We start from the raw sequence: 22,121 nt of genomic DNA on the forward strand, positions 1-22,121 counted from the left end.
TTTCTACTCTTACAATACTGTCGCATAACTTTCAGCCTACTGTCAGAATCCAGCTGTATCGGTTGTCTCGTCCAATGAGAGAACCGATTTATTATGCGAAGATTATGGAAGTGCTCCTTGGGGGGCATGGGTATTGCTGTGCTTGCCGCAGGCGGTTATCTCCTCGCCATCCAGCTTCTCGGCAACTTTCACGAGGTGGTGGCAGGGCAGCTTTACCGCTCCAACCAGCCAAGCAGTGAGCAGCTGGTCCGCTATACCAGGGACCATGGCATCAAGACGGTCATCAATCTGCGCGGAGAGAATGAATCCGAGGACTGGTACAAGGATGAGATCAAAACCTCGCGCGAGCTTGGGTTGACCCATATCGATTTTGGCATGTCAGCCCGCCACGAACTCGACATGACCAAGGTGAACCAGTTGGTCGCGATCATGCGTGATGCGCCGAAGCCCATCCTCATCCATTGCAAGTCCGGTGCGGACAGGACAGGCCTTGCGACCGCGCTCTATCTCGGCCGCGTCGCGTATCTCGGTGAAAAGGCGGCTGAGAGCCAGCTTTCCGTCCGCTACGGCCATATCGGCATCCCCTATCTGTCTGAGACCTATGCCATGGACCAGACCTGGGAAAATGTCGAACACATGTCGATCGCCGACGACTTCACAATTGCTTCAAACGAGTTTTGAAAACGGTCGGGCATAACGTCCGCAAAATTGCTGATCGATCTCCTGAAGCGGGATTTTGCGTTTTGTTCTGATCGCGCAACGGTCGGGACGGGGCCCAAACGCTTGGTTTCTTAACTGTTGAGTTCTCAACGACGCAGCCTGTCTTTCATCAGGCGACCCGCTTTCTCCCTCTCGAGGTTCGTCGGAAATCACATTTTTTGTCTATATATTAGTAACTTATGCGATCCAACAATTAAGTTGACTCTTTAAATCATCTTTTATAGAGCGACGTTGTTTCAACTTCTGGATCGCATCATGACCCCAAAATCATTTATGAGCGGCCTTGCCGCATCGCTCTTATCTATTCTCTTTACCGCCCCTTATGTAATGGCTGAACAAAAGACCATCACAGATGTCATCGGACGCGAAGTGAAGGTTGACCTTCCAGCAAAGCGCGTTGTTCTCGGTTTCTACTTCGAGGACTACATGGCGGTCGGCGGCGAGAAAGCCTATGATTCCGTCGTCGGCATTTCTCGCGAAGCCTGGGAAGGCTGGGTACCCGCCAACTGGAAGATGCATCTCGCGCATCGCGCCTCGCTTGCCGACATTGCCGATGTCGGTGAAGTGGAAGCGCAGACTTTCTCGGTCGAAAAAGTGTTGAGCCTCAATCCCGATCTGGTCATTCTGGCAGACTGGCAATACAAAGCGCTTGGTCTCGATGCCGATCGTCTGGAAGAAGAGGGCATTCCCGTCGTCGTCGTCGACTACAACGCCCAGACGGTCGAGCGGCACGTCGCCTCGACCCGGCTTTTTGGCGACCTGACCGGCCAGGAGAAGCGTGGCAAGGAAATTGCCGACTTCTATGCCAGTTCGCTGAAAGAGGTAGCTGATCGGGTCGCCAAGTCCGGAAAGCCGAAACCGAAGGTCTATGTCGAGTTCGGCAACAAGGGCCCGGCCGAATATTCTTTCACCTACGGCAAGAACATGTGGGGCGCCATGTCCACGGCGGCTGGCGGCGACAACATTGCCGCTCCCTTCGTCGAATGGTGGGGACCGATCAATCCAGAACAGGTTCTGGCGTCCAAGCCTGACGCCATCTTCATTTCCGGTCGCGAAAACAACAAGAACCCGGCAGCGTTGCCAATGGGACAGGCGGTGAAGGCGGCAGACGCAGGCGAGAAACTCAAGGCATTTGAGGCCCGTCAGGGCTGGAGCGAATTGCCCGCCATCAAGAACGGCCAGCTGTTCGGTGTCTACCAGGGTGCGTCGCGCACGCTCTCCGATTTCGCCATGGTTCAGTACATCGCAAAGCAGCTATATCCCGAGCAGTTCAAGGATGTCGATCCGATCGCCAACTATCTCGGCTATTACAAGAAGTACCTTCCGGTAACGCCTCAAGGCACTTTCGCCATCGCCGTCAAGGATTGATATCGCGCTTGCCTGTGGCGGCGCAGAAACGTGCTTTCTTCGCCGCCACAGTGGCGAAATCTCGCGAACGCCGCCGTTGCGGCGTCCGCTTTTCCAGACAGTCCTTTCAGGCAGGTTTTCATGACAATTGCTGCCCGCTACGCCGAGGCCATCGGTGCGCACCGGCTGCGCGAGCGCCGTCGCTGGCGTGTCGTCTCTATCTTCTTCGTATTGATGGCGGTGAGCCTCGTTCTCGATATCGCCACTGGTCCTTCGCTGCTGTCGCCCGCCGAAGTGGTGAAGTCGCTGACCGGCCTTGGCGAACGGGCCGCCATGACCGATTCCATCGTGCGCGGCCTTCGCCTGCCCATGGCGTTGATGGCGCTTGCCGTCGGTGCGGCACTCGGGGCAGGTGGCGCGCAAATGCAGACCCTGCTCAATAATCCCATGGCCAGCCCCTATACGCTCGGTATGGCCGCAGCGGCCGGTTTCGGTGCGGCGCTGGTGCTGGCGCTTGGCGGTCTCGGGCTGGATGCCATGATTGCCGTTCCGCTGGGCGCGTTCGTCTTTTCCATGCTCGCAGCACTTTTTCTCTTCACGCTGGCCTCCATGCGGCAGATGACGACCGAAACCATCATTCTCGGCGGCATCGCGCTTCTTTTCCTGTTTCAGTCGCTGCTGTCGCTCATCCAGTTCCTGTCCTCACCGGAGCTGTCCCAGCAGATCCTTTTCTGGCTGTTCGGCAGCCTGACTAAGGCGACATGGCCGACGCTTGGCCTGACCGCTGCCGTGACCGCCCTCTGCTGCGCCCTGCTGATGGCGGATTGCTGGAAGCTGACCGCGCTCAGAATGGGGGAGATGCGGGCGGCAAGCCTCGGCATCAATGTCCGCTGGCTGCGCATGAAGGTTCTCGTCATCGTCGCCATCATGACCGCGACGGCCACCAGCTTCGTCGGCGTCATCGGTTTTATCGGGCTGGTCGCGCCGCATATCGCCCGCATGACCGTGGGCGAGGATCAGCGCTTCTTCCTGCCCATGTCGGTGCTGAGCGGCGCGCTGATGCTGTCGGCTGCCTCGATCCTCTCCAAATCGATCGTTCCCGGTGCGCTGTTCCCGGTTGGCATCGTCACGGCCATTGTCGGCGTGCCGTTTCTGATGTGGCTGATTTTCGCTCCGAAGAGGCGCGGCCGATGATGGTTCTCGATTCGATTTCCGCCGAGCGCGGCGGACAGACTGTTGTGAAAAGGCTGTCGGCGCGTCTGGAGGCGGGGCATATTCATGCCGTCATCGGCCCAAACGGAACGGGCAAGACGACCCTTCTGAGAGCGATCTTCGGCGATCTGCCACTTGCTGCCGGTTCGATCAGCCTCGGCGACCGCCGTCTTCGGGCCGGGGAGCGGGCGGGGCGGTATATAAGGCAGTGGCGCGACGGCTTTGCCTACATGCCGCAGGACACCACGGCCGATATTGCGCTCAGCGTGCTGGAGGTGGTGGCACTCGGCCGGTTCGGGCGTCTGTCGTTGCATATTGACGACGAGACGCTCGACCTGGCCATGACACGCCTGCATCAGGCGGGCATAGCGCATCTGGCGGGCAGGGAGATCGCCTCCCTCAGCGGCGGGCAGCGGCAGATGGCGCTTTTCGCGCAGGTTCTGATGCGCGAGCCGCAGGCGATGCTGCTGGACGAGCCGGTCAGCGCGCTGGACCTCAAGCATCAGGTGGCGCTTCTCGATCTGGTGCGGCAGGAAACCCGCGCCAATGGCTGGGTAACGCTGGTCGTGCTGCATGATCTCAACCTGGCCTGCCAATATGCCGACAACCTGCTGGTGATTTCCGATGGCGCATTGAAGGCGACCGGCGCGCCGGGAGATATCGTCACGCCGAAGCTCATTTCCGAGACCTACGGGGTGGCGGTGGAAGTTTTGCGGGACAGGCGCGGCAATCCCGTCATTCAGCCGGCTGGCGACCCGCTGCCCGAACATTTGAAAACCCTTGAAGGAATAATTGCATGAAACGATTTTTGATGACGTTTGCCGCGGCTTTGGCCGTAACCTTTTCTGTCGCGCCGTCCTTTGCTGCCGAACACAAGGTGCTGATGCTCAATTACGGCACGGACGGCAGCATGGTGTTTGAGCCTTCCTATGTAAAGGCAGAGCCCGGCGACACCATCACCTTCGTGCCGCAAAATTCCAGCCATTACGTGCAGTCCTATGCCGTTCCGGAAGGCGTAACGCCCTGGAAAGGCAAGCTCGATGAGGCCTTCACCGTTACCGTCGAGAAGGAAGGCGTCTATCTCTATTATTGCCCGCCGCATCTGATGATGGCGATGATCGGTGTGATCCAGGTCGGCAAGCCCGTCAATCTGGAATCGGTCAGGCAAAAGGCGGAGAAGCTGCGCCCCAAACTGGTCATGAAGGGCGAAAGGCTGGACGCGGCTCTGGCACAGCTAACGCCGACGCAATGACGCCATCTCCGTGCTGTACCGGATGGGACGCTCGATCCCTCTTATCTCGCTCGCCGGGTGTGTGAAGCAGCCCGCACGACAAAATTGGCTGCAATCACCATAACAAGGATAAACCAATGGCAAATAAACTAGTCGAAACGACATTGAACGACCTGCTCAACGGCGAATTGCGCGCCCACCACGCCTATCTTCAGGCGGCCGCCTGGGCGGCTGAGCGCAATCTCGATGGTTGCTACAAGTTTCTGCTTGGCCATGCTGCCGAAGAGCTGGAGCATATGCACCGCATCTTCAGCTTTCTGAACGATCTCGGAGCTCCAGTTATTTTCACCGAGCTGCCGGCTCCACAGGTCACCGCAAACGATATCAAGGGGTTGTTTGCAATTGTCGCGCAACACGAGATCGCGTGTCACCGCCGCCATCAACGCGGCGGTTGATCTCGCGCGGTCTGAAAAAGACCATGCGACCACATCCTTCCTGCAATGGTTCGTGAACGAACAGCATGAGGAGGACAGCCTGTGCCGCACGATAATGGGCAAGATCGAGCTGATCGGTGACGGTCCCAATGCGCTTTATCTGATTGACCGCGAAATCGGCGAACTGGCTGAAAAGGCCTGAAGGCTGCGCAGCATTCAGTGATATTCCACAAGCTGCATCAAACGCAGCTTGTGGCTGGTTCAGTCACTTCCCAAATCCGGCGTCCATCCACGCGTATAGCCTTTTCCCATGATGGCAACCGCAAGGGAAAGCTGTTCCTGCAAATGTTCAATTTCGCCCAGCAGCGTTTCAACAGCCGCCTTCGCATCGCCATCATGACACTGGATGACATATCCAGCTATGTCGTCAGGCCGTACAGGGGTGATTTTCTCCGCATCGGGCATATCGGTTGACCTCTCGTTTGTTCACTAAATGTTCTTATTTTAGCAGAGAGTCAACAAGGCAAATGCGTGCCGTCTCTGGACGGTCACAGGCTTTGCAATGAGGGTATATTTCTGGAATTATCGGTTGAATGCACTCGCGCCCGCCACGGCCTCTCACCGCAGTGTCAAGCGTCAATGAACAGATGGATCTTCGCCGTCCAGGAAGCTGCGAATTCCGTCTTTCTCACAGGTGGCCAGGAATTCTTCCCAGGCGTCCTTGTCTGTCGTGAAAGGTTCTTCCCAGGTGGTGACATCATCATGCTCGCTGATAACCTCGAGCGTCCAATCCTGCTGGGTGCCAGCCGGTCGGTAGATATCAACCAGAACCGTGATACCGTCGTCTTCAAATTCGCCTGAGAATTCCGAGTGTTCAATTTTTGTTTTTTTGACCATCACAGCACACCTCGTTCTCAGGCTTGGATAAACGCACACCCACACCGCATCTTGTCAATTCGCGCATGGCGCCGGCGAGAATGTGGCTGAAAAAATTATAGCCAGCTCTGGGGGAACTGGCTATCTATCTGTTTTTAATGGTCGGAGCGGCGGGATTCGAACCCACGACCCCTTGACCCCCAGTCAAGTGCGCTACCGGGCTGCGCTACGCTCCGAACCTGAAAGCCGTTTATATATAAGCCTGTTAGGGCGCAAGCGGAAAATAGCCTTTTCTTGAAAAAAGGAACAAAGGCTGTGGACGGTGGGCAGGGGACTTTCTTCCCGAAGATGTTGCCCGTCAAACGCGTGACACATCATCCTTCCATCATGGCGGGAACCTGCCGTGTTCTTTGGCGTTCCAATCTAAGCGAAACTGAAATTCAGGGAGATGAAACATGTCCGAACTCGTCGTTGTCGGTTTTGACGGAACGGAAGAGGCCGACCGGGTCCTTCTGAAACTTGCTGGAATGAAAAAGGAATATCTGGTAGATCTGGAAGATGCCGTCGTCGTCGTTCGCGATGAAAACGGCAAGGTGCACCTGAAGCAGAGCGTCAATCTGACGGCGATCGGTGCAAGCTCCGGTTTTCTCTCCGGTGGTCTCTGGGGCGGCCTCGTTGGCCTGCTGTTCCTCAATCCGCTCGCGGGATTTGCGATTGGCGGCGCGATCGGTGCGGGAACGGGTGCGCTTGCGGGGTCGTTGACGGATTATGGCATCGACGACGATTTCATCAAATCTCTGGGTGAAACCATCCCGAATGGATCTTCGGCGTTGTTCGTGCTGATCCGCAAGGTGCAGCCGGAAAAGGTGATGGCGGAACTGGAGGGTCTTCGTGGGCGGGTCATCAAAACCTCGCTTTCGCCAGAGCAGGAAGCACAACTGCAAAAGGCGCTTTCCGGCGGAACGGAACAAGCCGCAGCACCTGCCGTCTGAACGAGGCAGGGAGAAGATGCTGCGGCATGATTCATGTCGCAGCAGATCTATAAAAGTGCGGCGGCGCTCTTTGCGACCCTCGCCGGAAACGTTGGCTTAAACCGTCAGCGTTCCGGTTTTAGGCTGCGGCCAGGTCAGATAATAATACCGACTGCCGACATTGCCAAAAAATGCATTGTCGCCGGAAATACTGTCGACATAGGCGCCACCGGTGGTCTTTGCATAAGCGGAACCGTCGCGCTTGAGGTGGTCCTTCAGAAAATCGCTCCAGCCGGTCGTGGTGATCTCGGTTGCCGGTTTTGAGGTGGTTGTCTTGTCGGCCTCCACGTCCCAGGCTTTTATCTTTGCGCCTTCGGTCGGATCGGAGACTGTCAGCGTTCCAGCGGCCAGCGCTTCCAGCATTGCCTTGGCTTGCGTAGATTTGCTCGGATCCTTGGAGAGTTCTTCCAGCGTCGCCTTCAGGCTTGTCATGAAACTGGCCTGTGTAATGTCGCCGGAGGGCGCCTGCGTGCTGGTGTCGTCGGTCTCCGCGTCAGTGCCGGAGACTTGCGCATATTGTGCCAGAAGCTGTGTCAGCCGCGTATTGGTGGAGGAGGGCGAGGTGTCGATCCCATAGGAGTCGAGGATCGCAGTTCGTGGCGAGGAGGTCGAAGCGGAATTGTCCTCCTGCTCCTTGATGGCCTTGAGTGCGAGTTTGGTGGCATTGATGCGTGTGGACAGGTCGACGGAGGAGACCATTGCGCTCACTGTTTCCATGATCAGGCCGATACACGTCATGCATACCGAACCGGCTCGGCGAAGATTCTCGATCCCGCCGTTCGTCTCCTCTCATAAGAAGACCGGGTGTATCCCCAGCCGTCTCAAGCTTGGGATGCACCCGGTCTAATAGCCGAACTTTGCGCGACGCTTGCGGACATATAGTGCGTCTCTAATGAAACGAAGCGTTGGACGCACTCAATGCCTTGGTTTCAGTCATGAAACCGCTACGCATTTTTTACTGGAAGTGCTCAGTTTTCCTGCACGGAAACACCGTTCGGGCCGATATTCATCTCGATCCCCTTCGGTTTGCTTTCTTCGTGCCAGACATAGGCTCCAAGCCCGACAAGAACCACCAGAAGTGCGCCAATGATAAAATAGAGATTGTTCGTCTGCGTCATAGGATGTCTCCCCGTTTGACAATCATGATCGCGGGCTAAACGCATGAAATAATGTAAGGTTCCGTAAGGGTAAGGACTTTAGGTGGCACTTCTGCTTCGGCGCAGGTTTTCGCGCTTTTCCAGAGCCATGCATCCCCACAATATGCCGAGCAGCAGGAAGAAATGCCGCCAGTGGTCGGTGTCAATGACGTTGCCGATCATCACATGCCCGACAAAGGTTACCCAGGAAATGATGAGAAACGGCTGCCAGGGCCGCTGGCGCAGCAGCAGTTTGAAGCAGGCGGCAATGGTCCAGCAGATCAGCGTGAGATAGATGACGAAGCCGAACCAGCCATGCGTGGTCAGGCTCTTCAGCCAGATATTATGTTCCGCGGCGGGAAAGATGTCGTCGAACACCATGGGGCCGATGCCGAGCGGATGTTCCATCGCCATCAGGAAACCGAGATAGTGGCGGGCAAAACGTCCGAGATGGCCGCCATCATAGGATTGCACCGCCGAGGCGCGGCTGGAGAACAGGTCTGCTACCTGCTTGAATTGCAGGGCGATGATGACGGCTGCCACCATCAATGCCACGGCGACGAGAAACAGAACGAGGATTTTCAGCCGGAATGCCGCCGTACGCTCTTTCAGCAGCATGACGAAAACCAGAAGCACTGCGGAAAACAGGAAAAGGCCCCATGCGGCGCGTGAAAACGACAGGAACACGGCAAGAGACAGAATGAGCAGGCCAAGGATCCGCCATGGCGCATGCATCGCCTTGCCGGAGAGCAGGCCGTAAATCAGGTACAGCGACGGCGTCACCAGGAAGGGGCCGAAGACGTTCGGGTCCTGAAAGGCGCCCTTGGCGCGATCGTAAAGGGTAAAGACCTCGAAACCGGGAATGGCGTGAAAATAACCGATGATGCCGAGCAGGGATGTAATCAGCGCCGCGGCGAGCCAGGCCCGGAAAATCAGCAGCAGCCGCTGGTGCTTGTCCTCGATGATGGCAGCATAAAAAACCGAGGTCAGCGCCAGAAAGGTCGATACGGCGAGATAAAGCGGCCCCTCGTCAAGATTGGCCATGGTGGTGAGCGAAAGATAACCGCCGACATTGAAGGCAAGCAGCAGGCACAGAAGCAGGACGACGGTGCGCGAAAGGCGCAATCCCAGCAGGAACCAGATGGCCACTTGCCCCACCATCATCAGCTCATAGGGCGCCGGTTCGGAAATCACGAAGCCGGAAAGAAAGACGCCGAAAGCAATGAAGAACGCGCCGACCAGCCGCATGGCGGCAAGCGGTGCGTCAAAATCCGGTTCGTGCTGGTAACCGGTGTGGGTCAATAGGCATTTTCCGATTTGAGCAGCCGGATCGGCGTCAGAAACAGGATCTTCAGATCGAGAAGCAGCGACCAGTTCTCGATATAATAGAGATCGTATTCGGTGCGGAACTTGATCTTGTCGCCGTGGTCGATCTCACCACGCCAGCCATTGATCTGCGCCCAGCCGGTAACACCGGGCTTGACCTTGTGCCGGGCGAAATAATGCTCCACCACCTCGGTATATTTCAGGTCGCCCGTCTGGGCGTGCACTGCGTGCGGGCGCGGCCCGACCAAAGAAAGATCGCCGTAAAGAACGTTGAAAAGCTGTGGCAGCTCGTCCATCGAGGATTTTCGCAGGAACCGCCCGACCGGCGTGACGCGCGGATCGTTTTTCGTGACGGCCTTTTTTGCCGTGGGGTCGCTGAGTTCCGTATACATGGAACGGAACTTCCAGACATTGATCGTTTCATTGTTGAAGCCATGACGCTTCTGCTTGAAGAACACCGGGCCTTTGGATGTCGTTTTGACGGCAATAGCCGCGCCCAGCATCACCGGCCACAACAGAACGATGCCGATAATGCTGAAGACGATGTCGAACACCCTTTTCCCGACCGAATCCCAGTCGCGTATCGGCTTGTCGAACACGTCGAGCATCGGCACTGCGCCGACATGGGAATAGGCGCGGGGGCGGAAACGCAATTTGTTGGCATGGGCCGCGATACGGATATCGACGGGTAGCACCCACAGCTTGCGCAGGAGCTGGAGGATACGCGCCTCGGCACTGAGCGGCAGGGCGATGATCAGCATGTCGAGCTTCGTCAGGCGGGCGAATTCCACCAGTTCCGCGAAGGTGCCGAGCTTGGGGTAGCCGGCAACCACATCGGGCGAACGCTCGCTTTTTCGGTCGTCGAAAATGCCGCAGATGCGGATATCATTGTCCGTTTGCTGTTCGAGCGAGCGGATGAGGTCCTTGGCGGCATCGCCGCCACCGACGATCACGGCGCGACGCTCCATCACGCCGTTGCGGCCCCAGTGGCGAATGGCGAAGCCGAGGATCAGCCGTCCGGTGAAAATGGCGATTGCGCCGGTGGCGTACCAGATGGCAAAAGTCTGCCAGGAATGCAGCGCTTCCGGCAAAAACAGGAGAAGGATGCCGGCGACGGTGACGAAGGACAGGCAGACGGCGCCCTGAATGCGGGCAAACATTTTCAGCGGCGCGCGCAGCGTCGGCAACTGGTAACAGTCGCCGGCCTGCAAAAGAAACACGCAAACCGCCGCGCCCAGCACCCCAATGCCGAAAACCGCAAGAAAGGTTTCAAGCCCCTGCCGGGCAGCGATGCCATTGACGATAGCCGCGATGATCGCCAGCATCGAAAATTCGAGAAGACGCAATTGGCCGATGACCATGTTTGGCGAATGGTTGCCGGCGCGAAGCTGGTTGGCGATCTGCCGTGCAAGCGGATTGAGAACAACGCTTTCCGATGCGGAAGGCTCACCCGCATCGCGCTCGGAGATTTGCTGGCGCAACGTCGCCAGATCGAATTCAAGTCTTCCCTTGTCAGCCTTGGTCATTGCTTTGGTCCGCACCCTCCAGCCCATCGGCCCGAAAATCGGAATCGATTTTCGAAGGGAACGATGCGCAACTTCAAAGTGGTAGAGCACAGTTTTCGCATCCGTGCGGATACGTGCGCTTTACGAGCAGGAAACTAGCCGAAACATGCTAAGAAACGTTTATGATGAGTTTCTACAGGACGGCGGAATATACAATTAAAAATCGTGTTTTTGAAATGTTTCTAGAGCGAAAGCAGGTGACGATAGAGCTTCATCATGTCGTCGGCCATGACAGGCGTTGAAAATTTCGCCTTGAAGCTGTCGGGGCGGGGCATCACCCGTTTCCCCCAGTCCGGGCTCTCGGCATCCTTGACCATTATTTTTGCCAGCGCATCGGCGTCTCCAGCCGGAACGAGCGCCTCGCTGTCTTCTCCCAGAACCTCAGCTATGCCTCCAACATGCGAGGCGATGACGGTTTTCCCCGCAGCAAGCGCTTCCAGCACGATGTAAGGCATCGCCTCGGCGCGTGAGGGAACGACAACAGTCGTCGCCAACCCGAATGCCTGTCTGGCGGGCATGGCGGCATGCATGGATATCCGCTGCGAAAGTCCGGCCCTGGCGATCATATCAGCATATTTGTCCCTGTCCGGCCCATCGCCGACGATGACGCCGGACATGGGCTGGCCGATGCTGCGTTCCATCTTGGCGAATGCCTTGATGAAGATGTCGGGGCCCTTCAGGTCACGCAACATGCCGATATAGAGAAAGCGCGCTGCCCCTTCGCGGGCGGGCACGGTTTCAAACTCGCTTTCCTGCACGCCGTTATAGATCATCGCCGTGCGGGTGCGTGGTTTGCCGACCTTGGTTTCGTAGGTTTCCTGTTCGAAATTGCAAACGAAACACAGGGCGTCGGTGAAATGCTCCTGAAACCGCTCGATACGCAGGAATAACTGCCCTTTAAGGCTTTTGCGATCGTAATGCAGGCTGCCGCCGTGCGGCGAATAGAGGCGGGCTACGCGATACTTGTTCACCCGCAACAATGAGCCGATCAGCCGGGCCAGAGCGCCACCCTTGGCGCTGTGCCCATGCAAAATATCCGGCCGCAAACTTTTGATATGGTTGTAGGACTTAAAGAGCGCCCACAGGTCGCCGGGGCTTATCGACCGCTTGATCGGCAGGCGGGTCAACCCTAGCTCCAGCATCGGGGCGATCTGCGCGAAAAGCCGTTCCTCATGCGCGCCGCCGGTCGAACTATCACAGACGATGCCGACCTTGTGGCCCTGCTTGACGTGTTCTTCGATCAGGTCGCGGACATGGCGGAACACGCCACCGACGGGAGAGCGGAAACAGTGAATGATGCGCAGGGGAGGACCGTCATCCGCCATGTCAGCCGCTCCGTTTTTCAGAAGAAGCGTTCACGCACATAGACCGTATCGCCCGCAAGAATTGGTGCGGTGATCCCGATCCGGCCGGTCATCACCTCGGTATTGATCTTGCGGGTGATATCGACATCGGCCTGATTGGCGCGTGGCGTGAAGCCGCCGGCGATGGCGATGGCGTTCTGCGCCGTCATGCCCGGCACGTAGGAATATTGGCCGGGACGGCCGACTTCGCCCATGATGAAGACGGGGCGATAACGATCGATCTCGATCGTGACGTCGGGATCGCGCAGATAACCCTGACGCAACTTGGCGGCAATGGCGGCTTCGAGCTGCGGCAGCGTCTTGCCTCGGGCGGGAACCTGACCGACAAGCGGGAAGGCGACATAACCAGCCTGATCGACCGTATAGGTATTTGTCAGCCCGGTCTGTTCGAACACGTTGATGCGCAGCCTGTCACCGCTATCGACATGATAGGGCTGCAGGGCGCCCTCGTGAAACGCCTTGGGCGCAGGTTGATATGCCGCGCAACCGGAAAGGGCCGTTAGAACGGCAAGCGTCAGTGCGGTGACATGTCGTGATCCGGCGAGCGGCATCTCATCTGGCTCCGAGTCGAACTATGAGCATTCTTATCGTTCTGTTAGGGTTAATGGGCGGTAAACAGCCAGTCGCAAGGATGGTAATATCGGCTTTATTTCGTGGGCTTCGTCACAATTAACTGTTGTGTTACCGGAAAGACTTAAACTTCGCGAAAATTGGCCTCTATATTTGAGCGCCCGAGGTGTATCTCGGTTACGGAGCCCGTATGAACGGCGATCGCATTGATGACAGAGATGTGGATATCGATCTCGCGCGGCTCGTCGCTGCCATATGGCAGCGCAAGGGCAGGATAGCGGCGATCACGCTGCTTGCCGGGGGCGCCGCCTTCGTTGTCGCAAGCATGATGTCGCCCGCGTACAAGGGCGAGGCGCGCGTCCTCATCGAATCGCGCGCGGCCTCCTTCGGTGCGTCGCAGCAGTCGAATGCGCCCGCCGAACCCGTGCTCGATGAATTGACCATCTCCAGCCAGGTGCAGATCCTGCAATCGGTTGACCTCATCAAGCAGGTCGCGAAAGATATGAAGCTTTATGAGCGGCAGGAGCTTGACCCGGCGGCGCGTCCTTCTCTCGTCTCGAAGCTGCTGGTTGCTGTCGGCGTCAAGAAAGATCCGCAGCAGGTGCCGCCAGAGGAACGGATACTGAAGGCGTTCCAGGAGAGGTTGCAGGTCTACCAGGTCGAAAGCTCGCGCGTCATCACGGTCGAGTTCTCGTCCGAGGACCCGATGCTTGCGGCAGCAGTCCCCAACGCGATGATGAAGGCCTATATCGCGCTGCAGAGCGGCGCGAAACTGGACACAAGCACGGAGGCGGCACGCTGGCTGGAGCCGGAAATCGCCAGTCTGCGTGAGAAGGTTCGCGATGCGGACAGGAAGGTCGCGGATTACCGCGCCTCGTCCGATATTCTGTCGGCAGGGCAGGGCGAAACGCTCGCCACCCGGCAACTCAGTGATATCTCGACCGAACTTGGCCGTATCCGCGGCGAGCGGGCGAATGCGGAGGCGCGGGCAGAAGGCGTGCGCAACGCGCTTTCGAGCGGCCGCCCGCTGGATACTTTCCCCGACGTCGTCGCCTCGCCGATGATCCAGAGACTGAAGGAAAGCGAGGCTGCCATGCGCAGCCAGATTTCCGATCTGTCTTCCTCGCTGCTGGAAGGCCATCCGCGTATCAAGGCGCTGCGCAGCCAAATTGACGGCATACAGCGGCAGATTCAGGAAGAGACCCGCAAGGTGCTCGCAAGTCTCGAAAACGAGGCCAATGTGTCCCGCCTGCGGGAGCGGCAACTGGTTCAGCAGTTGAACGTGCTGAAAACGGAAAGCGTACGCGCCGGTGAGCAGCAGGTTGGCCTCAACGACCTGGAGCGCGAGGCCTCGGCTCAGCGCCAGCTTCTTGAAACCTATCTCGCCCGTTACCGCGAGGCGACGTCGCGCGCCGGTTCAGCCGAATCCACGCCCGCCGATGCCCGCGTGATTTCAACGGCAGTGGAGCCGCGCGAACCCTATTTCCCGAAGACCGGCGCCATCACCATTGTCGTCACGCTGGCGGCCTTCCTTCTCTCCTGCATCGTCGTCATGCTCGTGGAACTGTTCACCGGGCGGGCGTTGAAGCCGGTTGGCAAGACCCATGTCCCGCCGCTGTCCGATCCGCCACCACCCGCCAAAGCGCGTGCTGACACGGATGAGACACCGGATACGCCGGAACAACCGCTCCCCGCACGTGAAGAGGATGCGACGCCTGCGGTTCGTTCCATGCCTGCCGCTGCCCGCCAGTCCATTGTCGAACAGGAAGCGCAGATACCGGTCGCGGCCGTTGCTGCCAAATCGGCCCTGCCGGTTGCAGACGACGCGGCTGCGAAAGTGGACGCTGCGGAAGAAGAGATCGACAACGCCGACAATTTCTCGATCGACTCCGTCGCGTCTTTCCTCGCCACCCGTCTTGCGAAATCCGTCGCAGCGGTCGTGTCTCCAGCTGGCGACAGTGGTTCGACCACCACCGTCATGCTGGCGCGCGCCCTGTCCGAAATGGGCCGCTCGGTCGTTCTCGTCGATATGACGGCATCGGCCTGTCCGACGCGCCTGATGGCGCCTGAGACCGGACTGCCGGGCGTCATGGACCTTTTGGCGGGTGCCGCCGCCTTTGGCGAAACCATTCACGGCGACCGGCTTTCCGATGCCCATATCGTGCCGCGCGGCAATGCGCAGCCGCGTGAGGCCATGCGCGCGATCGACCGGTTGACCATGATCCTCAGCGCGCTTTCCGACGCCTATGACACAGTTCTGGTGGAATGCGGCGCGGTGCAGATATCGAGCCTTGAGAAAATGCTGCGCAATCTGCCGGCGGAAATCGTCGTGTCCGTTCCCGGTAATGATAGCGAATTGCTGGAAAAGACCCTCGGAGAACTGGTTGCCCACGGCTACGAGCAGGCATTGCCGATGACCGGCATGCGCAAACCGGACCGTCTGAGCGCCGCCTGAGATGCTGTGGCCGATAACCGGTCAGTCGGCAGCGGGCGTTGCGTCCATGCTCGGCCGACCGGCGCGGAAACGCTGAATGAACGCATAGAGTGCCGGATTGGATTTGATCAGGCTCTTTGTCCGGGCAATGGCAACATAGGCAGAGGCCGCCGCGCGGCCCTTCAACGTCACCGGCAGGAAAATATCATGCTGCACGGTGAAAAGCGGACACCAGCTGCGTTTGTAGGGCTGGTCACCGACGCCGAAATCGAAGATCGCCGCATTTTCACTGCAAGCCCGTTCGATCATCAGCCAGAACAGCAGCTCACCGGGGCTGATTTCCGCGAAGGTCTCATCGATAGAACCGAACTGGCAGATGATGTGATCCTGCTTGCGCGAAAGGCCGGATATGGCAGCGATGAAACCTTCATTTTGACCATGCAGACGAATGGCGTGGAGTTCCAGAAGACTGTCTGTGCCGATCTCCGGAAAATTTGCGAGGTCATAGAAAAAGTCTTTTACCGATTGATCGCGAAAAACATCCGGAATGCCCTGCGATGCGAACCGGGCTGCCTTCTGTCGGAAAAACGTCTGCAATAATTCGCACTTTTCCCGTGGCGAACGGGCGATCACATGGCTGTAACCACCCATTTCCTCGGCTCTCCGGCTCTGGATGCGGAATTTCTTCCGGCGCCTCTTGGCGTTGATCTGCCGAAGCGTGCTCTCAAAATTTGCCAGTAAGGAATCTGGAAGGCCGGGTTCTGGTTTTCGACGGATGCCAGATGCGAGAGCGGGTTGGTCCTGCCACGCCAGATCAGCGGTATGTTCTGCAGGGCCAGAATATCCGCCTGGCCACGCAGCAGCTTTCGCGCTTCGCGGGCAATGGCTGCCGCCGTTTTGTGGCTGGCTGCTTCGGCGAAGGACCGGTCGAAAAGCCCGGTATTGATATTGTTGAAACGGCCGCCGGGAAAACGTGCTTTGCGGATGCCGCCTTCCAGAACGATTTCGAGCGGCAGCAGGAACACGGTCTTTCCGCTTTGCCTGCCGCGAATGATGAGGAGGGGTCTGTCCTGCGTTTGCCCCCAGATGGAGCACCAGCCGTAACCCTGATGCAGCGAATTGAGCGGGTCGCTCTCCAGCTGTTCCCAGTCGGCGCGGATAGTGGAGGCATCGTCGACGAGATCGATAGCCAGGCGATCGGCGCCCCGCCGCTCGTTTTGCACGGCGGCTGGTCCTTCACCCTCGCTGACTATGACCGGCGCTTCAGCCGCCATCCACGCTCTCCGGTTGTTTCGGTGAGACTATATCGTTGAGCGGCAAACAAGAGGTTTATAAAATTGCGACCTCTGGATGTCCCGTAGAAGGCAGGTGCCTATTCCTGTTTTTTGGAGCCGGCCATCCATTTGATGACCAGCATGGCGGGCAGTATCCACAAAAGCCCACTCAGCACGAAGTAGGCAAGATGCACCCACCATGGAGATTGCGCCAGCGTCGCCGACGCGATGGCTGTCGCCGCTACGGCGTAGATGACGACGAGGCAGATGATGACGATGGTGCCGATGAGCGATCTGAGGCGAGGGTGCATGAAATCTTCCGTAACCGAGCATGTATCCCAAAAGTGTCATCGGTTTTGGGGAAAAGACATGCGTAAAACAAAAAATCTAGATCGTATTGGTGATTCGAAGCAGAGACAGGACGATCTAGTGTCTGGCGAAACTATACCGCCGCGACCGGATGCCGCAAACCCTGAGGCCTTGTTTTGTTGTGCCGGTTGGGGCTAATCAACATGACTGTATGATGGAGACCTCAAAGATGCATTCGAGCGGCATGACGATGGCAAATGGTTCTGCGGAAATGGTGGTGGAGGCTGCCCTGCAGAAACAGGAGAAGGATCGCCGCCTGCTGCGCATCTGGCTGCGCGTCGTCCTCTTCACTCTGTTCTGTCTCGTGCTTGTCGGCGGCGCCACGCGGCTGACCGAGTCTGGCCTGTCAATTACCGAATGGAAGCCCATCCACGGCGCCATTCCGCCGCTTTCCGTTGCCGAATGGGAAGAGGAATTCCAGCTCTACAAGCGTATTCCCCAATATCAGGAAATCAACCGGGGCATGTCGCTCGATGAGTTCAAGACGATCTTCTGGTGGGAGTGGGCGCATCGACTGCTTGCCCGCGCCATCGGTCTCATCTTCGCCCTGCCGCTCGCCTTCTTCTGGCTGACCGGCCGCATCGAAAGGCGCTTGCGCCTGCCGCTCATCGGCCTTCTGGGGCTTGGCGGCTTTCAGGGCTTCGTCGGCTGGTGGATGGTGTCTTCCGGCCTCGTCAACCGTACAGATGTCTCGCAATATCGCCTGGCAACGCATCTGACGATCGCGTGCCTCATCTTTGCGGGCTGCATGTGGATATTGCGCGGCCTGTCGCACCATTCGCCCGATGCTGCCAATGAAACGACCGGCCGCCGTTTTGCCGCGCTGCTGACCTTCCTCTGTCTGTTCCAGATTTATCTCGGCGCGCTGGTGGCGGGGCTGAATGCCGGCCTGTCCTACAACACGTGGCCGCTGATGGACGGCTCCCTGGTGCCCGGCGATCTTTTCCTGCAACAGCCCTGGTGGATCAACTTGTTCGAAAACCCGAAGACGGTGCAGTTCGTCCACCGCCTCGGCGCCTATACGCTGTTTGCCGCCACGCTGTGGCATATGGTGTCCTTGGCTCGCGCCTTGCCCGGCACGCCGCATGCCCGCCGCGCCGTACTGTTCTTCGTGTTGATCTCCATTCAGGCGGCGCTCGGCATCACCACGCTTCTGATGCATGTGGACATTCATGTGGCGCTCGCCCATCAGGGCATGGCGCTGCTGGTGCTTGGTTTTGCAGTCGCCCATTGGCGAGGCTTCCTCGGCGAATACCCGGCACCTGTCGCGGTTGAGATCAGGGACTGAAAACCATTAAAATTGCTTCAGGACAGACTTGATGGTTGTCGCGACGGCCAGTTCGTCGTCGCGTTCGCGCGTGTTGCCATCTTCCTCGTGCCATGCCGCCGAAAGGCAGCCGTAGGCGAACGCATATTGCAGAAGCACCCGTTCGTTCCGTTTGAGCGCTTTCGCAAAAGTCGACGCCATGGAGGCGATGCGTGCCTCGCTGCGTGTCAGATCGAAGCGGTCGAGCGGATTGGAGAACATGTTGGCGACGTCGAGTGCTGCATCGCCGATCAGGCCTGCCGGGTCGATGATGATCCAGCCACGCGCACTGCGCATGATGTTTTCGTGATGCAGATCGCCGTGCAGCGGTCGAATATTGCTTTGGTGCCCGATAAGCTCCTCGGCAAGCGAAGCGGCTTCGATGTAGGGGCTGTCGGTGCCTTCGCTGCGATCGTGCTCGGCTTTACGGAACAGACTTTCGAAATATTGCGGCAGCGTCAGCAGGCTTGCTGGTGGCGTCTGCGTTGAAGGCTGGTGATAGTGAAGGAGAACATCGGCGGCGATTGCGGTCGTGGCATCATCGTCGCCGTCGCGAAAAAGCACGTCGCGCAATGTCTCATTGCCGGCATGTTCCATGAGCAATATGTCGTCGGAGCGATCGAGCAGCTTCACGCAGCCGACACCTGCCCGCCATTCGATGAAATCCGCCCCGCGAAGGCTGTCTTTCAGAACCTTGTGTTTAAGTACCTTGGCGATGGCAAGGGAACCATTGCCAAGTCTGACTTCGTAAACCACCCCGGCCGGCGTATCGGCAATCTGTTTTGCGGCCTCGATATTCCACGAGGCCGGAAAAAAGGGGATAGCTCGGTTCACGCAGAAAGCCTCATGCCGAGAGCATCAGCTCCATGTTCTGGACAGCCGCACCCGATGCGCCCTTGCCGAGATTGTCGAGCAGCGCGACGAGATTAATGTGTTCGCCGCCCGGCGTGCCGAAGACGAACAGCTTCATCGTGTCCTTGCCCGCCAATTCCTCGGCATCGATGCGGGACAGCCCCTTGCTTTCGGCAAGCGGAACGACGCTGACGATGTCCTGTCCGGCATAATGGGCGGTGAGCGCGGCATGCACGGTCTCGATGGTCGTGCCTTCCTTGAGGTCGGCGGCAAACAGCGGAACCTGCACGATCATGCCCTGCGGGAAGCGCCCGACGGAGGGTGCAAACAGCGGCGCGCGGTCCAGCTGGCCGTGAATGGTCATTTCCGGCACGTGCTTGTGTGCAAGCGTCAGGCCATAGAGGAAGTTGTTGGCACTGATCGCATCGTCCCTGCTCTGATCTTCCATCTGCGCGATCATCTGCTTGCCGCCGCCGGTATATCCGGACACGGCGTTGACGCTGACGGGATAACCATCGGGCAGAATGCCGGCGGCGCGCAACGGACGCAGAAGGCCGATCGCGCCGGTCGGGTAGCAGCCCGGATTGGCGACGAAGCGGGCGGAACGAACCTTTTCGCCCTGTTCCTTGTCCATTTCGGCAAAACCGTAAGCCCAGTCCTTGTGAATACGATAGGCGGTCGAGGTGTCGATGATGCGGACATTGTTGTTGCCTGCCACCATGGTGACAGCTTCTCTGGAAGCATCATCCGGCAGGCAGAGAATCGAAATGTCGGCGTTGTTGAGCATGTCCTCGCGGATAGCGGCGTTGCGGCGCTCGGCTTCGGGAATGGACAGCAACTCGATATCGCGGCGACCAGCAAGGCGCGTGCGGATCTGCAGACCCGTTGTGCCGTGTTCGCCATCGATGAAGATCTTCGCTGTCATGTCCTTGTCCTGACTTTTCAGAGGGTTGCGAGGGTAATCGGATTCAGTTTGCTAAGCGCCCGGGCGTCGGTTCAGCCGGCCTTCGCCAGCCGTTCGGCGCGCAGGCCAAGCATATACATTGCAACGGTCGCTCCGGCAATGGCAGTGATATCAGCATGGTCGTAAGCGGGCGCGACCTCCACCACGTCGGAGCCGCGAATATCGAGCTGGCCGAGTCCGCGAAGGACGGACAATATCTTGGCGCTTGTCGGCCCACCGGCCACGGGCGTACCGGTTCCGGGAGCGAAGGCTGGATCGAGGCAATCGATATCGAAGGTCAGATAAGTGGGCATCCCTGCCGTGTGCTTGATGATCAGCGAGGCGATGTCGCTCGCCCGCATCTCCTCCACCTCGTAACCGTGGAGAATGCGGATGCCGAAATCCTCAGGCGCATGGGTGCGAATGCCGATCTGGATGGAACGATCGGCATCGATCAGACCATCGCGCACGGCGCGTGCCACGAAGGAACCATGGTCAATGCGTTTGCCGTCGTCGAACCAGGTATCCTGATGCGCATCGAAATGCACCAGCGCCAGCGGGCCGTGCTTTGCCACATGCGCCTTCAGCAGCGGCCAGGTGATGAAATGGTCGCCGCCAAGCGTCAGCAGATAATCCGTCTTGGAGATGATCTTACGCGCTTCCTTTTCGATTGTATCAGGCGTTTTCCAGTGATTGCCGTAGTCGAGCAGGCAGTCGCCATAATCGATGGTCGGCATATGGGCGAAAAGATCGCGGGCGAAGGGATATTGCGGGTCGTTGTCGAAAATCGCGGAGGCGCGGCGGATCGCCTGCGGCCCGAAGCGTGCACCCGGCCTGTTGGATGTCGCTGCATCGAAGGGGACACCCCAGACGGCCGTCGATACGCCCTTGAGGATCTTGGTATATTTGCGCCGCATGAAGGAGAGGACGCCCGCATGGGTCGGGTCGGTCGCAGCCGATGTCAGCGTTGCTGCGGTGAAGGCATGGTCGATGGTTTTTGATGGCATTGATCACCCCATTGCGGTTTGCGCTGAGGGTGCTGTCTTCTCGCCGAAAAAACAAGGAGGATGGCAATGAAAAAAGGCGGAGCCGAAGCCCCGCCTTTTCGAAGTTTTGAACGAACGGTTCCGAGAAGCGATTAGCGCTTGGAGAACTGGAACGAACGGCGGGCCTTGGCCTTACCGTACTTCTTACGTTCGACAACGCGGCTGTCGCGGGTCAGGAAGCCACCCTTCTTCAGAACGGCGCGCAGGCCAGGTTCGAAGTAGGTGAGGGCCTTGGACAGACCGTGACGAACGGCACCGGCCTGACCGGACAGACCACCACCGGCAACGGTAGCGATGATGTCGAACTGGCCCGTGCGTGCAACGGCAACGATCGGCTGCTGAAGGATCATCTGCAGAACCGGACGTGCGAAATACGTGGTGAAATCGCGGCCGTTGATGATGATCTTGCCAGAACCCGGCTTTACCCATACGCGGGCAACGGCGTTCTTGCGCTTGCCGGTCGCGTAGGAGCGGCCGAGAGTGTCAACCTTGCGGACGTGCACGGGAGCAGAAGCTTCCGATGCAGGGGCGAGGTCTTTCAGAGAGGAAAGATCGGCCATTATCAGGCGCTCCTTACGTTCTTCTTGTTGAGCACGGCTACGTCGAGAACGACGGGCTGCTGTGCTTCGTGCGGGTGGTTCGAGCCGGCGTAAACGCGCAGGTTCTTCATCTGACGACGGCCGAGCGGGCCGCGCGGGATCATGCGCTCGACGGCCTTTTCAACGACGCGCTCCGGGAAGCGACCTTCGATGATCTGGCGAGCCGTACGCTCCTTGATGCCACCCGGGTGACCGGTGTGCCAGTAGTACTTCTTGTCGGCGTACTTGTTGCCGGTGAAGGCAATCTTTTCCGCGTTGATGACGATGACGTTGTCGCCATCATCGACGTGGGGGGTGTAGGTGGCCTTGTGCTTGCCGCGCAGGCGGGTTGCAATGATGGTGGCGAGGCGACCAACAACGAGGCCTTCGGCGTCGATGATGACCCACTTCTTCTCCACCTCAGCAGGCTTCTGAACGAAAGTAGACATGGATTTCACTTTCTAACGTGGACCCGTCATGCTCTTTAAGTAAGAGCATACGGGCGTT

At 58.4% G+C, this 22,121-nt stretch carries 24 protein-coding genes, 1 tRNA gene and 1 pseudogene; 10 read left to right on the forward strand and 16 right to left on the reverse strand.

Translation table 11 applies throughout. The annotated features are described in order from the left end of the window. The first annotated feature begins 126 nt into the window (after nt 1–126). The 7 genes from RBH71_RS18420 to RBH71_RS18450 all read left to right on the forward strand — a co-directional run bounded on the left by RBH71_RS18420 (nt 127) and on the right by RBH71_RS18450 (nt 5,146). Entirely contained in the window at nt 127–681 is a 555-nt protein-coding gene (locus RBH71_RS18420; RefSeq protein WP_003512595.1) for a dual specificity protein phosphatase family protein, read from the forward strand. 312 nt (nt 682–993) lie between these two features. Continuing rightward, nucleotides 994–2,088 (forward strand): ABC transporter substrate-binding protein, encoded by a 1,095-nt coding sequence (locus RBH71_RS18425; protein ID WP_003512597.1) that lies wholly within the window; start codon nt 994–996, stop codon nt 2,086–2,088. A 120-nt stretch (nt 2,089–2,208) separates the two neighbouring features. Continuing rightward, a complete protein-coding gene (locus tag RBH71_RS18430) occupies nt 2,209–3,261 on the forward strand; it encodes a FecCD family ABC transporter permease (protein ID WP_035251759.1) in 1,053 nt (350 codons plus the stop codon). Further along, entirely contained in the window at nt 3,258–4,079 is an 822-nt protein-coding gene (locus RBH71_RS18435) for an ABC transporter ATP-binding protein (protein WP_003512600.1), read from the forward strand. Before RBH71_RS18430 ends, RBH71_RS18435 begins: the two co-directional genes overlap by 4 nt. Further along, the gene (locus RBH71_RS18440; RefSeq protein WP_003512601.1) at nt 4,076–4,531 is read left to right on the forward strand and encodes a pseudoazurin; all 456 of its coding nucleotides are present in this window, start codon (nt 4,076–4,078) and stop codon (nt 4,529–4,531) included. Before RBH71_RS18435 ends, RBH71_RS18440 begins: the two co-directional genes overlap by 4 nt. 116 nt (nt 4,532–4,647) lie before the next feature. Beyond that, complete coding sequence (locus RBH71_RS18445) at nt 4,648–4,965, forward strand: ferritin-like domain-containing protein (RefSeq protein ID WP_323687439.1); 318 nt, start codon at nt 4,648–4,650, stop codon at nt 4,963–4,965. Continuing rightward, a complete protein-coding gene (locus RBH71_RS18450; protein ID WP_323687440.1) occupies nt 4,913–5,146 on the forward strand; it encodes a ferritin in 234 nt (77 codons plus the stop codon). Before RBH71_RS18445 ends, RBH71_RS18450 begins: the two co-directional genes overlap by 53 nt. Nucleotides 5,147–5,205: 59 nt before the next feature. On the opposite strand, the gene RBH71_RS18455 is transcribed toward RBH71_RS18450, so the two are convergent. The 3 genes from RBH71_RS18455 to RBH71_RS18465 all read right to left on the reverse strand — a co-directional run bounded on the left by RBH71_RS18455 (nt 5,206) and on the right by RBH71_RS18465 (nt 6,056). Further along, nucleotides 5,206–5,409 carry a hypothetical protein gene (locus RBH71_RS18455; RefSeq protein WP_013635930.1) on the reverse strand — a complete coding sequence of 68 codons (204 nt, stop codon included), beginning with the start codon at nt 5,407–5,409 and terminating at the stop codon, nt 5,206–5,208. A gap of 171 nt (nt 5,410–5,580) precedes the next feature. After that, the gene (locus tag RBH71_RS18460; protein ID WP_003512603.1) at nt 5,581–5,841 is read right to left on the reverse strand and encodes a hypothetical protein; all 261 of its coding nucleotides are present in this window, start codon (nt 5,839–5,841) and stop codon (nt 5,581–5,583) included. Between the two features lie 138 nt (nt 5,842–5,979). After that, nucleotides 5,980–6,056 (reverse strand) — tRNA-Pro (locus RBH71_RS18465). 219 nt (nt 6,057–6,275) lie between these two features. On the opposite strand from RBH71_RS18465, the gene RBH71_RS18470 reads away from it, so the two are divergent. Next, nucleotides 6,276–6,812: a DUF1269 domain-containing protein gene (locus tag RBH71_RS18470; RefSeq protein ID WP_003512604.1), complete on the forward strand. Its 537-nt coding sequence runs from the start codon at nt 6,276–6,278 to the stop codon at nt 6,810–6,812. A gap of 96 nt (nt 6,813–6,908) precedes the next feature. Here RBH71_RS18470 and RBH71_RS18475 read toward each other — a convergent pair whose 3' ends face one another. The 6 genes from RBH71_RS18475 to uppC form a co-directional block, all read right to left on the reverse strand. Next, on the reverse strand, nt 6,909–7,589 hold the full coding sequence (locus tag RBH71_RS18475; protein ID WP_035251698.1) for a hypothetical protein: 681 nt from the start codon (nt 7,587–7,589) through the stop codon (nt 6,909–6,911). Nucleotides 7,590–7,819: 230 nt separating this feature from the next. Next, entirely contained in the window at nt 7,820–7,969 is a 150-nt protein-coding gene (locus RBH71_RS18480) for a hypothetical protein (RefSeq protein ID WP_003512607.1), read from the reverse strand. A 78-nt stretch (nt 7,970–8,047) separates the two neighbouring features. After that, complete coding sequence (gene uppF / locus RBH71_RS18485) at nt 8,048–9,289, reverse strand: polysaccharide biosynthesis O-antigen ligase family protein UppF (protein ID WP_003512609.1); 1,242 nt, start codon at nt 9,287–9,289, stop codon at nt 8,048–8,050. Then, nucleotides 9,286–10,839: a polysaccharide biosynthesis glycosyltransferase UppE gene (gene uppE, locus RBH71_RS18490; RefSeq protein WP_003512611.1), complete on the reverse strand. Its 1,554-nt coding sequence runs from the start codon at nt 10,837–10,839 to the stop codon at nt 9,286–9,288. The genes uppF and uppE overlap by 4 nt, the downstream gene beginning before the upstream one ends. A gap of 221 nt (nt 10,840–11,060) precedes the next feature. Then, nucleotides 11,061–12,203 carry a polysaccharide biosynthesis type 4 glycosyltransferase UppD gene (gene uppD, locus RBH71_RS18495; RefSeq protein WP_003512613.1) on the reverse strand — a complete coding sequence of 381 codons (1,143 nt, stop codon included), beginning with the start codon at nt 12,201–12,203 and terminating at the stop codon, nt 11,061–11,063. Between the two features lie 17 nt (nt 12,204–12,220). Then, nucleotides 12,221–12,793 (reverse strand): polysaccharide export protein UppC, encoded by a 573-nt coding sequence (uppC, locus tag RBH71_RS18500; RefSeq protein ID WP_003512614.1) that lies wholly within the window; start codon nt 12,791–12,793, stop codon nt 12,221–12,223. Between the two features lie 209 nt (nt 12,794–13,002). Between uppC and uppB the strand changes: the two genes are divergently transcribed. Then, nucleotides 13,003–15,267, forward strand: coding sequence for a polysaccharide biosynthesis protein UppB (gene uppB / locus RBH71_RS18505; RefSeq protein WP_003512616.1), 2,265 nt, complete (start codon nt 13,003–13,005; stop codon nt 15,265–15,267). Between the two features lie 21 nt (nt 15,268–15,288). Here the strand turns inward: uppB and uppA are convergent. Next, nucleotides 15,289–16,520: pseudogene (uppA, locus tag RBH71_RS18510) on the reverse strand (polysaccharide biosynthesis GNAT family N-acetyltransferase UppA). A 98-nt stretch (nt 16,521–16,618) separates the two neighbouring features. Further along, entirely contained in the window at nt 16,619–16,831 is a 213-nt protein-coding gene (locus tag RBH71_RS18515) for a DUF2842 domain-containing protein (RefSeq protein ID WP_003512618.1), read from the reverse strand. A gap of 227 nt (nt 16,832–17,058) precedes the next feature. Between RBH71_RS18515 and RBH71_RS18520 the strand changes: the two genes are divergently transcribed. Then, the gene (locus RBH71_RS18520) at nt 17,059–18,177 is read left to right on the forward strand and encodes a COX15/CtaA family protein (protein WP_003512619.1); all 1,119 of its coding nucleotides are present in this window, start codon (nt 17,059–17,061) and stop codon (nt 18,175–18,177) included. Nucleotides 18,178–18,183: 6 nt separating this feature from the next. Here the strand turns inward: RBH71_RS18520 and RBH71_RS18525 are convergent, their stop codons facing one another. The 5 genes from RBH71_RS18525 to rplM form a co-directional block, all read right to left on the reverse strand. Beyond that, nucleotides 18,184–19,029, reverse strand: coding sequence for an aminoglycoside phosphotransferase family protein (locus RBH71_RS18525; RefSeq protein WP_003512620.1), 846 nt, complete (start codon nt 19,027–19,029; stop codon nt 18,184–18,186). Between the two features lie 10 nt (nt 19,030–19,039). After that, nucleotides 19,040–19,972, reverse strand: coding sequence for an N-acetyl-gamma-glutamyl-phosphate reductase (gene argC / locus RBH71_RS18530; protein WP_003512621.1), 933 nt, complete (start codon nt 19,970–19,972; stop codon nt 19,040–19,042). Between the two features lie 71 nt (nt 19,973–20,043). Continuing rightward, nucleotides 20,044–20,997 carry an agmatinase gene (gene speB / locus RBH71_RS18535; protein ID WP_003512629.1) on the reverse strand — a complete coding sequence of 318 codons (954 nt, stop codon included), beginning with the start codon at nt 20,995–20,997 and terminating at the stop codon, nt 20,044–20,046. 131 nt (nt 20,998–21,128) lie between these two features. Continuing rightward, nucleotides 21,129–21,596 (reverse strand): 30S ribosomal protein S9, encoded by a 468-nt coding sequence (gene rpsI, locus RBH71_RS18540; RefSeq protein ID WP_003512631.1) that lies wholly within the window; start codon nt 21,594–21,596, stop codon nt 21,129–21,131. Nucleotides 21,597–21,598: 2 nt separating this feature from the next. Then, a complete protein-coding gene (gene rplM / locus RBH71_RS18545) occupies nt 21,599–22,063 on the reverse strand; it encodes a 50S ribosomal protein L13 (RefSeq protein ID WP_003512633.1) in 465 nt (154 codons plus the stop codon). Between the last annotated feature and the right edge of the window lie 58 nt (nt 22,064–22,121).

This window comes from Rhizobium sp. AN68, assembly GCF_030758035.1.
In the GTDB taxonomy this organism is placed as follows: Bacteria; Pseudomonadota; Alphaproteobacteria; order Rhizobiales; family Rhizobiaceae; genus Agrobacterium; species Agrobacterium tumefaciens.

Excerpts from the sequence above, each read along its gene's own strand:
- RBH71_RS18480 (WP_003512607.1), bottom strand. The coding sequence starts at position 7,969 with ATGACGCAGACGAACAATCTCTATTTTATCATTGGCGCACTTCTGGTG.
- RBH71_RS18470 (WP_003512604.1), top strand. The coding sequence starts at position 6,276 with ATGTCCGAACTCGTCGTTGTCGGTTTTGACGGAACGGAAGAGGCCGAC.
- uppC (WP_003512614.1), bottom strand. The coding sequence starts at position 12,793 with ATGCCGCTCGCCGGATCACGACATGTCACCGCACTGACGCTTGCCGTT.
- RBH71_RS18425 (WP_003512597.1), top strand. The coding sequence starts at position 994 with ATGAGCGGCCTTGCCGCATCGCTCTTATCTATTCTCTTTACCGCCCCT.
- RBH71_RS18430 (WP_035251759.1), top strand. The coding sequence starts at position 2,209 with ATGACAATTGCTGCCCGCTACGCCGAGGCCATCGGTGCGCACCGGCTG.
- RBH71_RS18435 (WP_003512600.1), top strand. The coding sequence starts at position 3,258 with ATGATGGTTCTCGATTCGATTTCCGCCGAGCGCGGCGGACAGACTGTT.
- rplM (WP_003512633.1), bottom strand. The coding sequence starts at position 22,063 with ATGTCTACTTTCGTTCAGAAGCCTGCTGAGGTGGAGAAGAAGTGGGTC.
- RBH71_RS18445 (WP_323687439.1), top strand. The coding sequence starts at position 4,648 with ATGGCAAATAAACTAGTCGAAACGACATTGAACGACCTGCTCAACGGC.
- RBH71_RS18460 (WP_003512603.1), bottom strand. The coding sequence starts at position 5,841 with ATGGTCAAAAAAACAAAAATTGAACACTCGGAATTCTCAGGCGAATTT.
- uppD (WP_003512613.1), bottom strand. The coding sequence starts at position 12,203 with ATGGCGGATGACGGTCCTCCCCTGCGCATCATTCACTGTTTCCGCTCT.
- argC (WP_003512621.1), bottom strand. The coding sequence starts at position 19,972 with ATGACAGCGAAGATCTTCATCGATGGCGAACACGGCACAACGGGTCTG.
- RBH71_RS18520 (WP_003512619.1), top strand. The coding sequence starts at position 17,059 with ATGCATTCGAGCGGCATGACGATGGCAAATGGTTCTGCGGAAATGGTG.
- RBH71_RS18515 (WP_003512618.1), bottom strand. The coding sequence starts at position 16,831 with ATGCACCCTCGCCTCAGATCGCTCATCGGCACCATCGTCATCATCTGC.
- speB (WP_003512629.1), bottom strand. The coding sequence starts at position 20,997 with ATGCCATCAAAAACCATCGACCATGCCTTCACCGCAGCAACGCTGACA.
- uppB (WP_003512616.1), top strand. The coding sequence starts at position 13,003 with ATGAACGGCGATCGCATTGATGACAGAGATGTGGATATCGATCTCGCG.
- rpsI (WP_003512631.1), bottom strand. The coding sequence starts at position 21,596 with ATGGCCGATCTTTCCTCTCTGAAAGACCTCGCCCCTGCATCGGAAGCT.
- RBH71_RS18440 (WP_003512601.1), top strand. The coding sequence starts at position 4,076 with ATGAAACGATTTTTGATGACGTTTGCCGCGGCTTTGGCCGTAACCTTT.
- uppE (WP_003512611.1), bottom strand. The coding sequence starts at position 10,839 with ATGACCAAGGCTGACAAGGGAAGACTTGAATTCGATCTGGCGACGTTG.
- RBH71_RS18455 (WP_013635930.1), bottom strand. The coding sequence starts at position 5,409 with ATGCCCGATGCGGAGAAAATCACCCCTGTACGGCCTGACGACATAGCT.
- RBH71_RS18475 (WP_035251698.1), bottom strand. The coding sequence starts at position 7,589 with ATGACGTGTATCGGCCTGATCATGGAAACAGTGAGCGCAATGGTCTCC.
- RBH71_RS18420 (WP_003512595.1), top strand. The coding sequence starts at position 127 with ATGGGTATTGCTGTGCTTGCCGCAGGCGGTTATCTCCTCGCCATCCAG.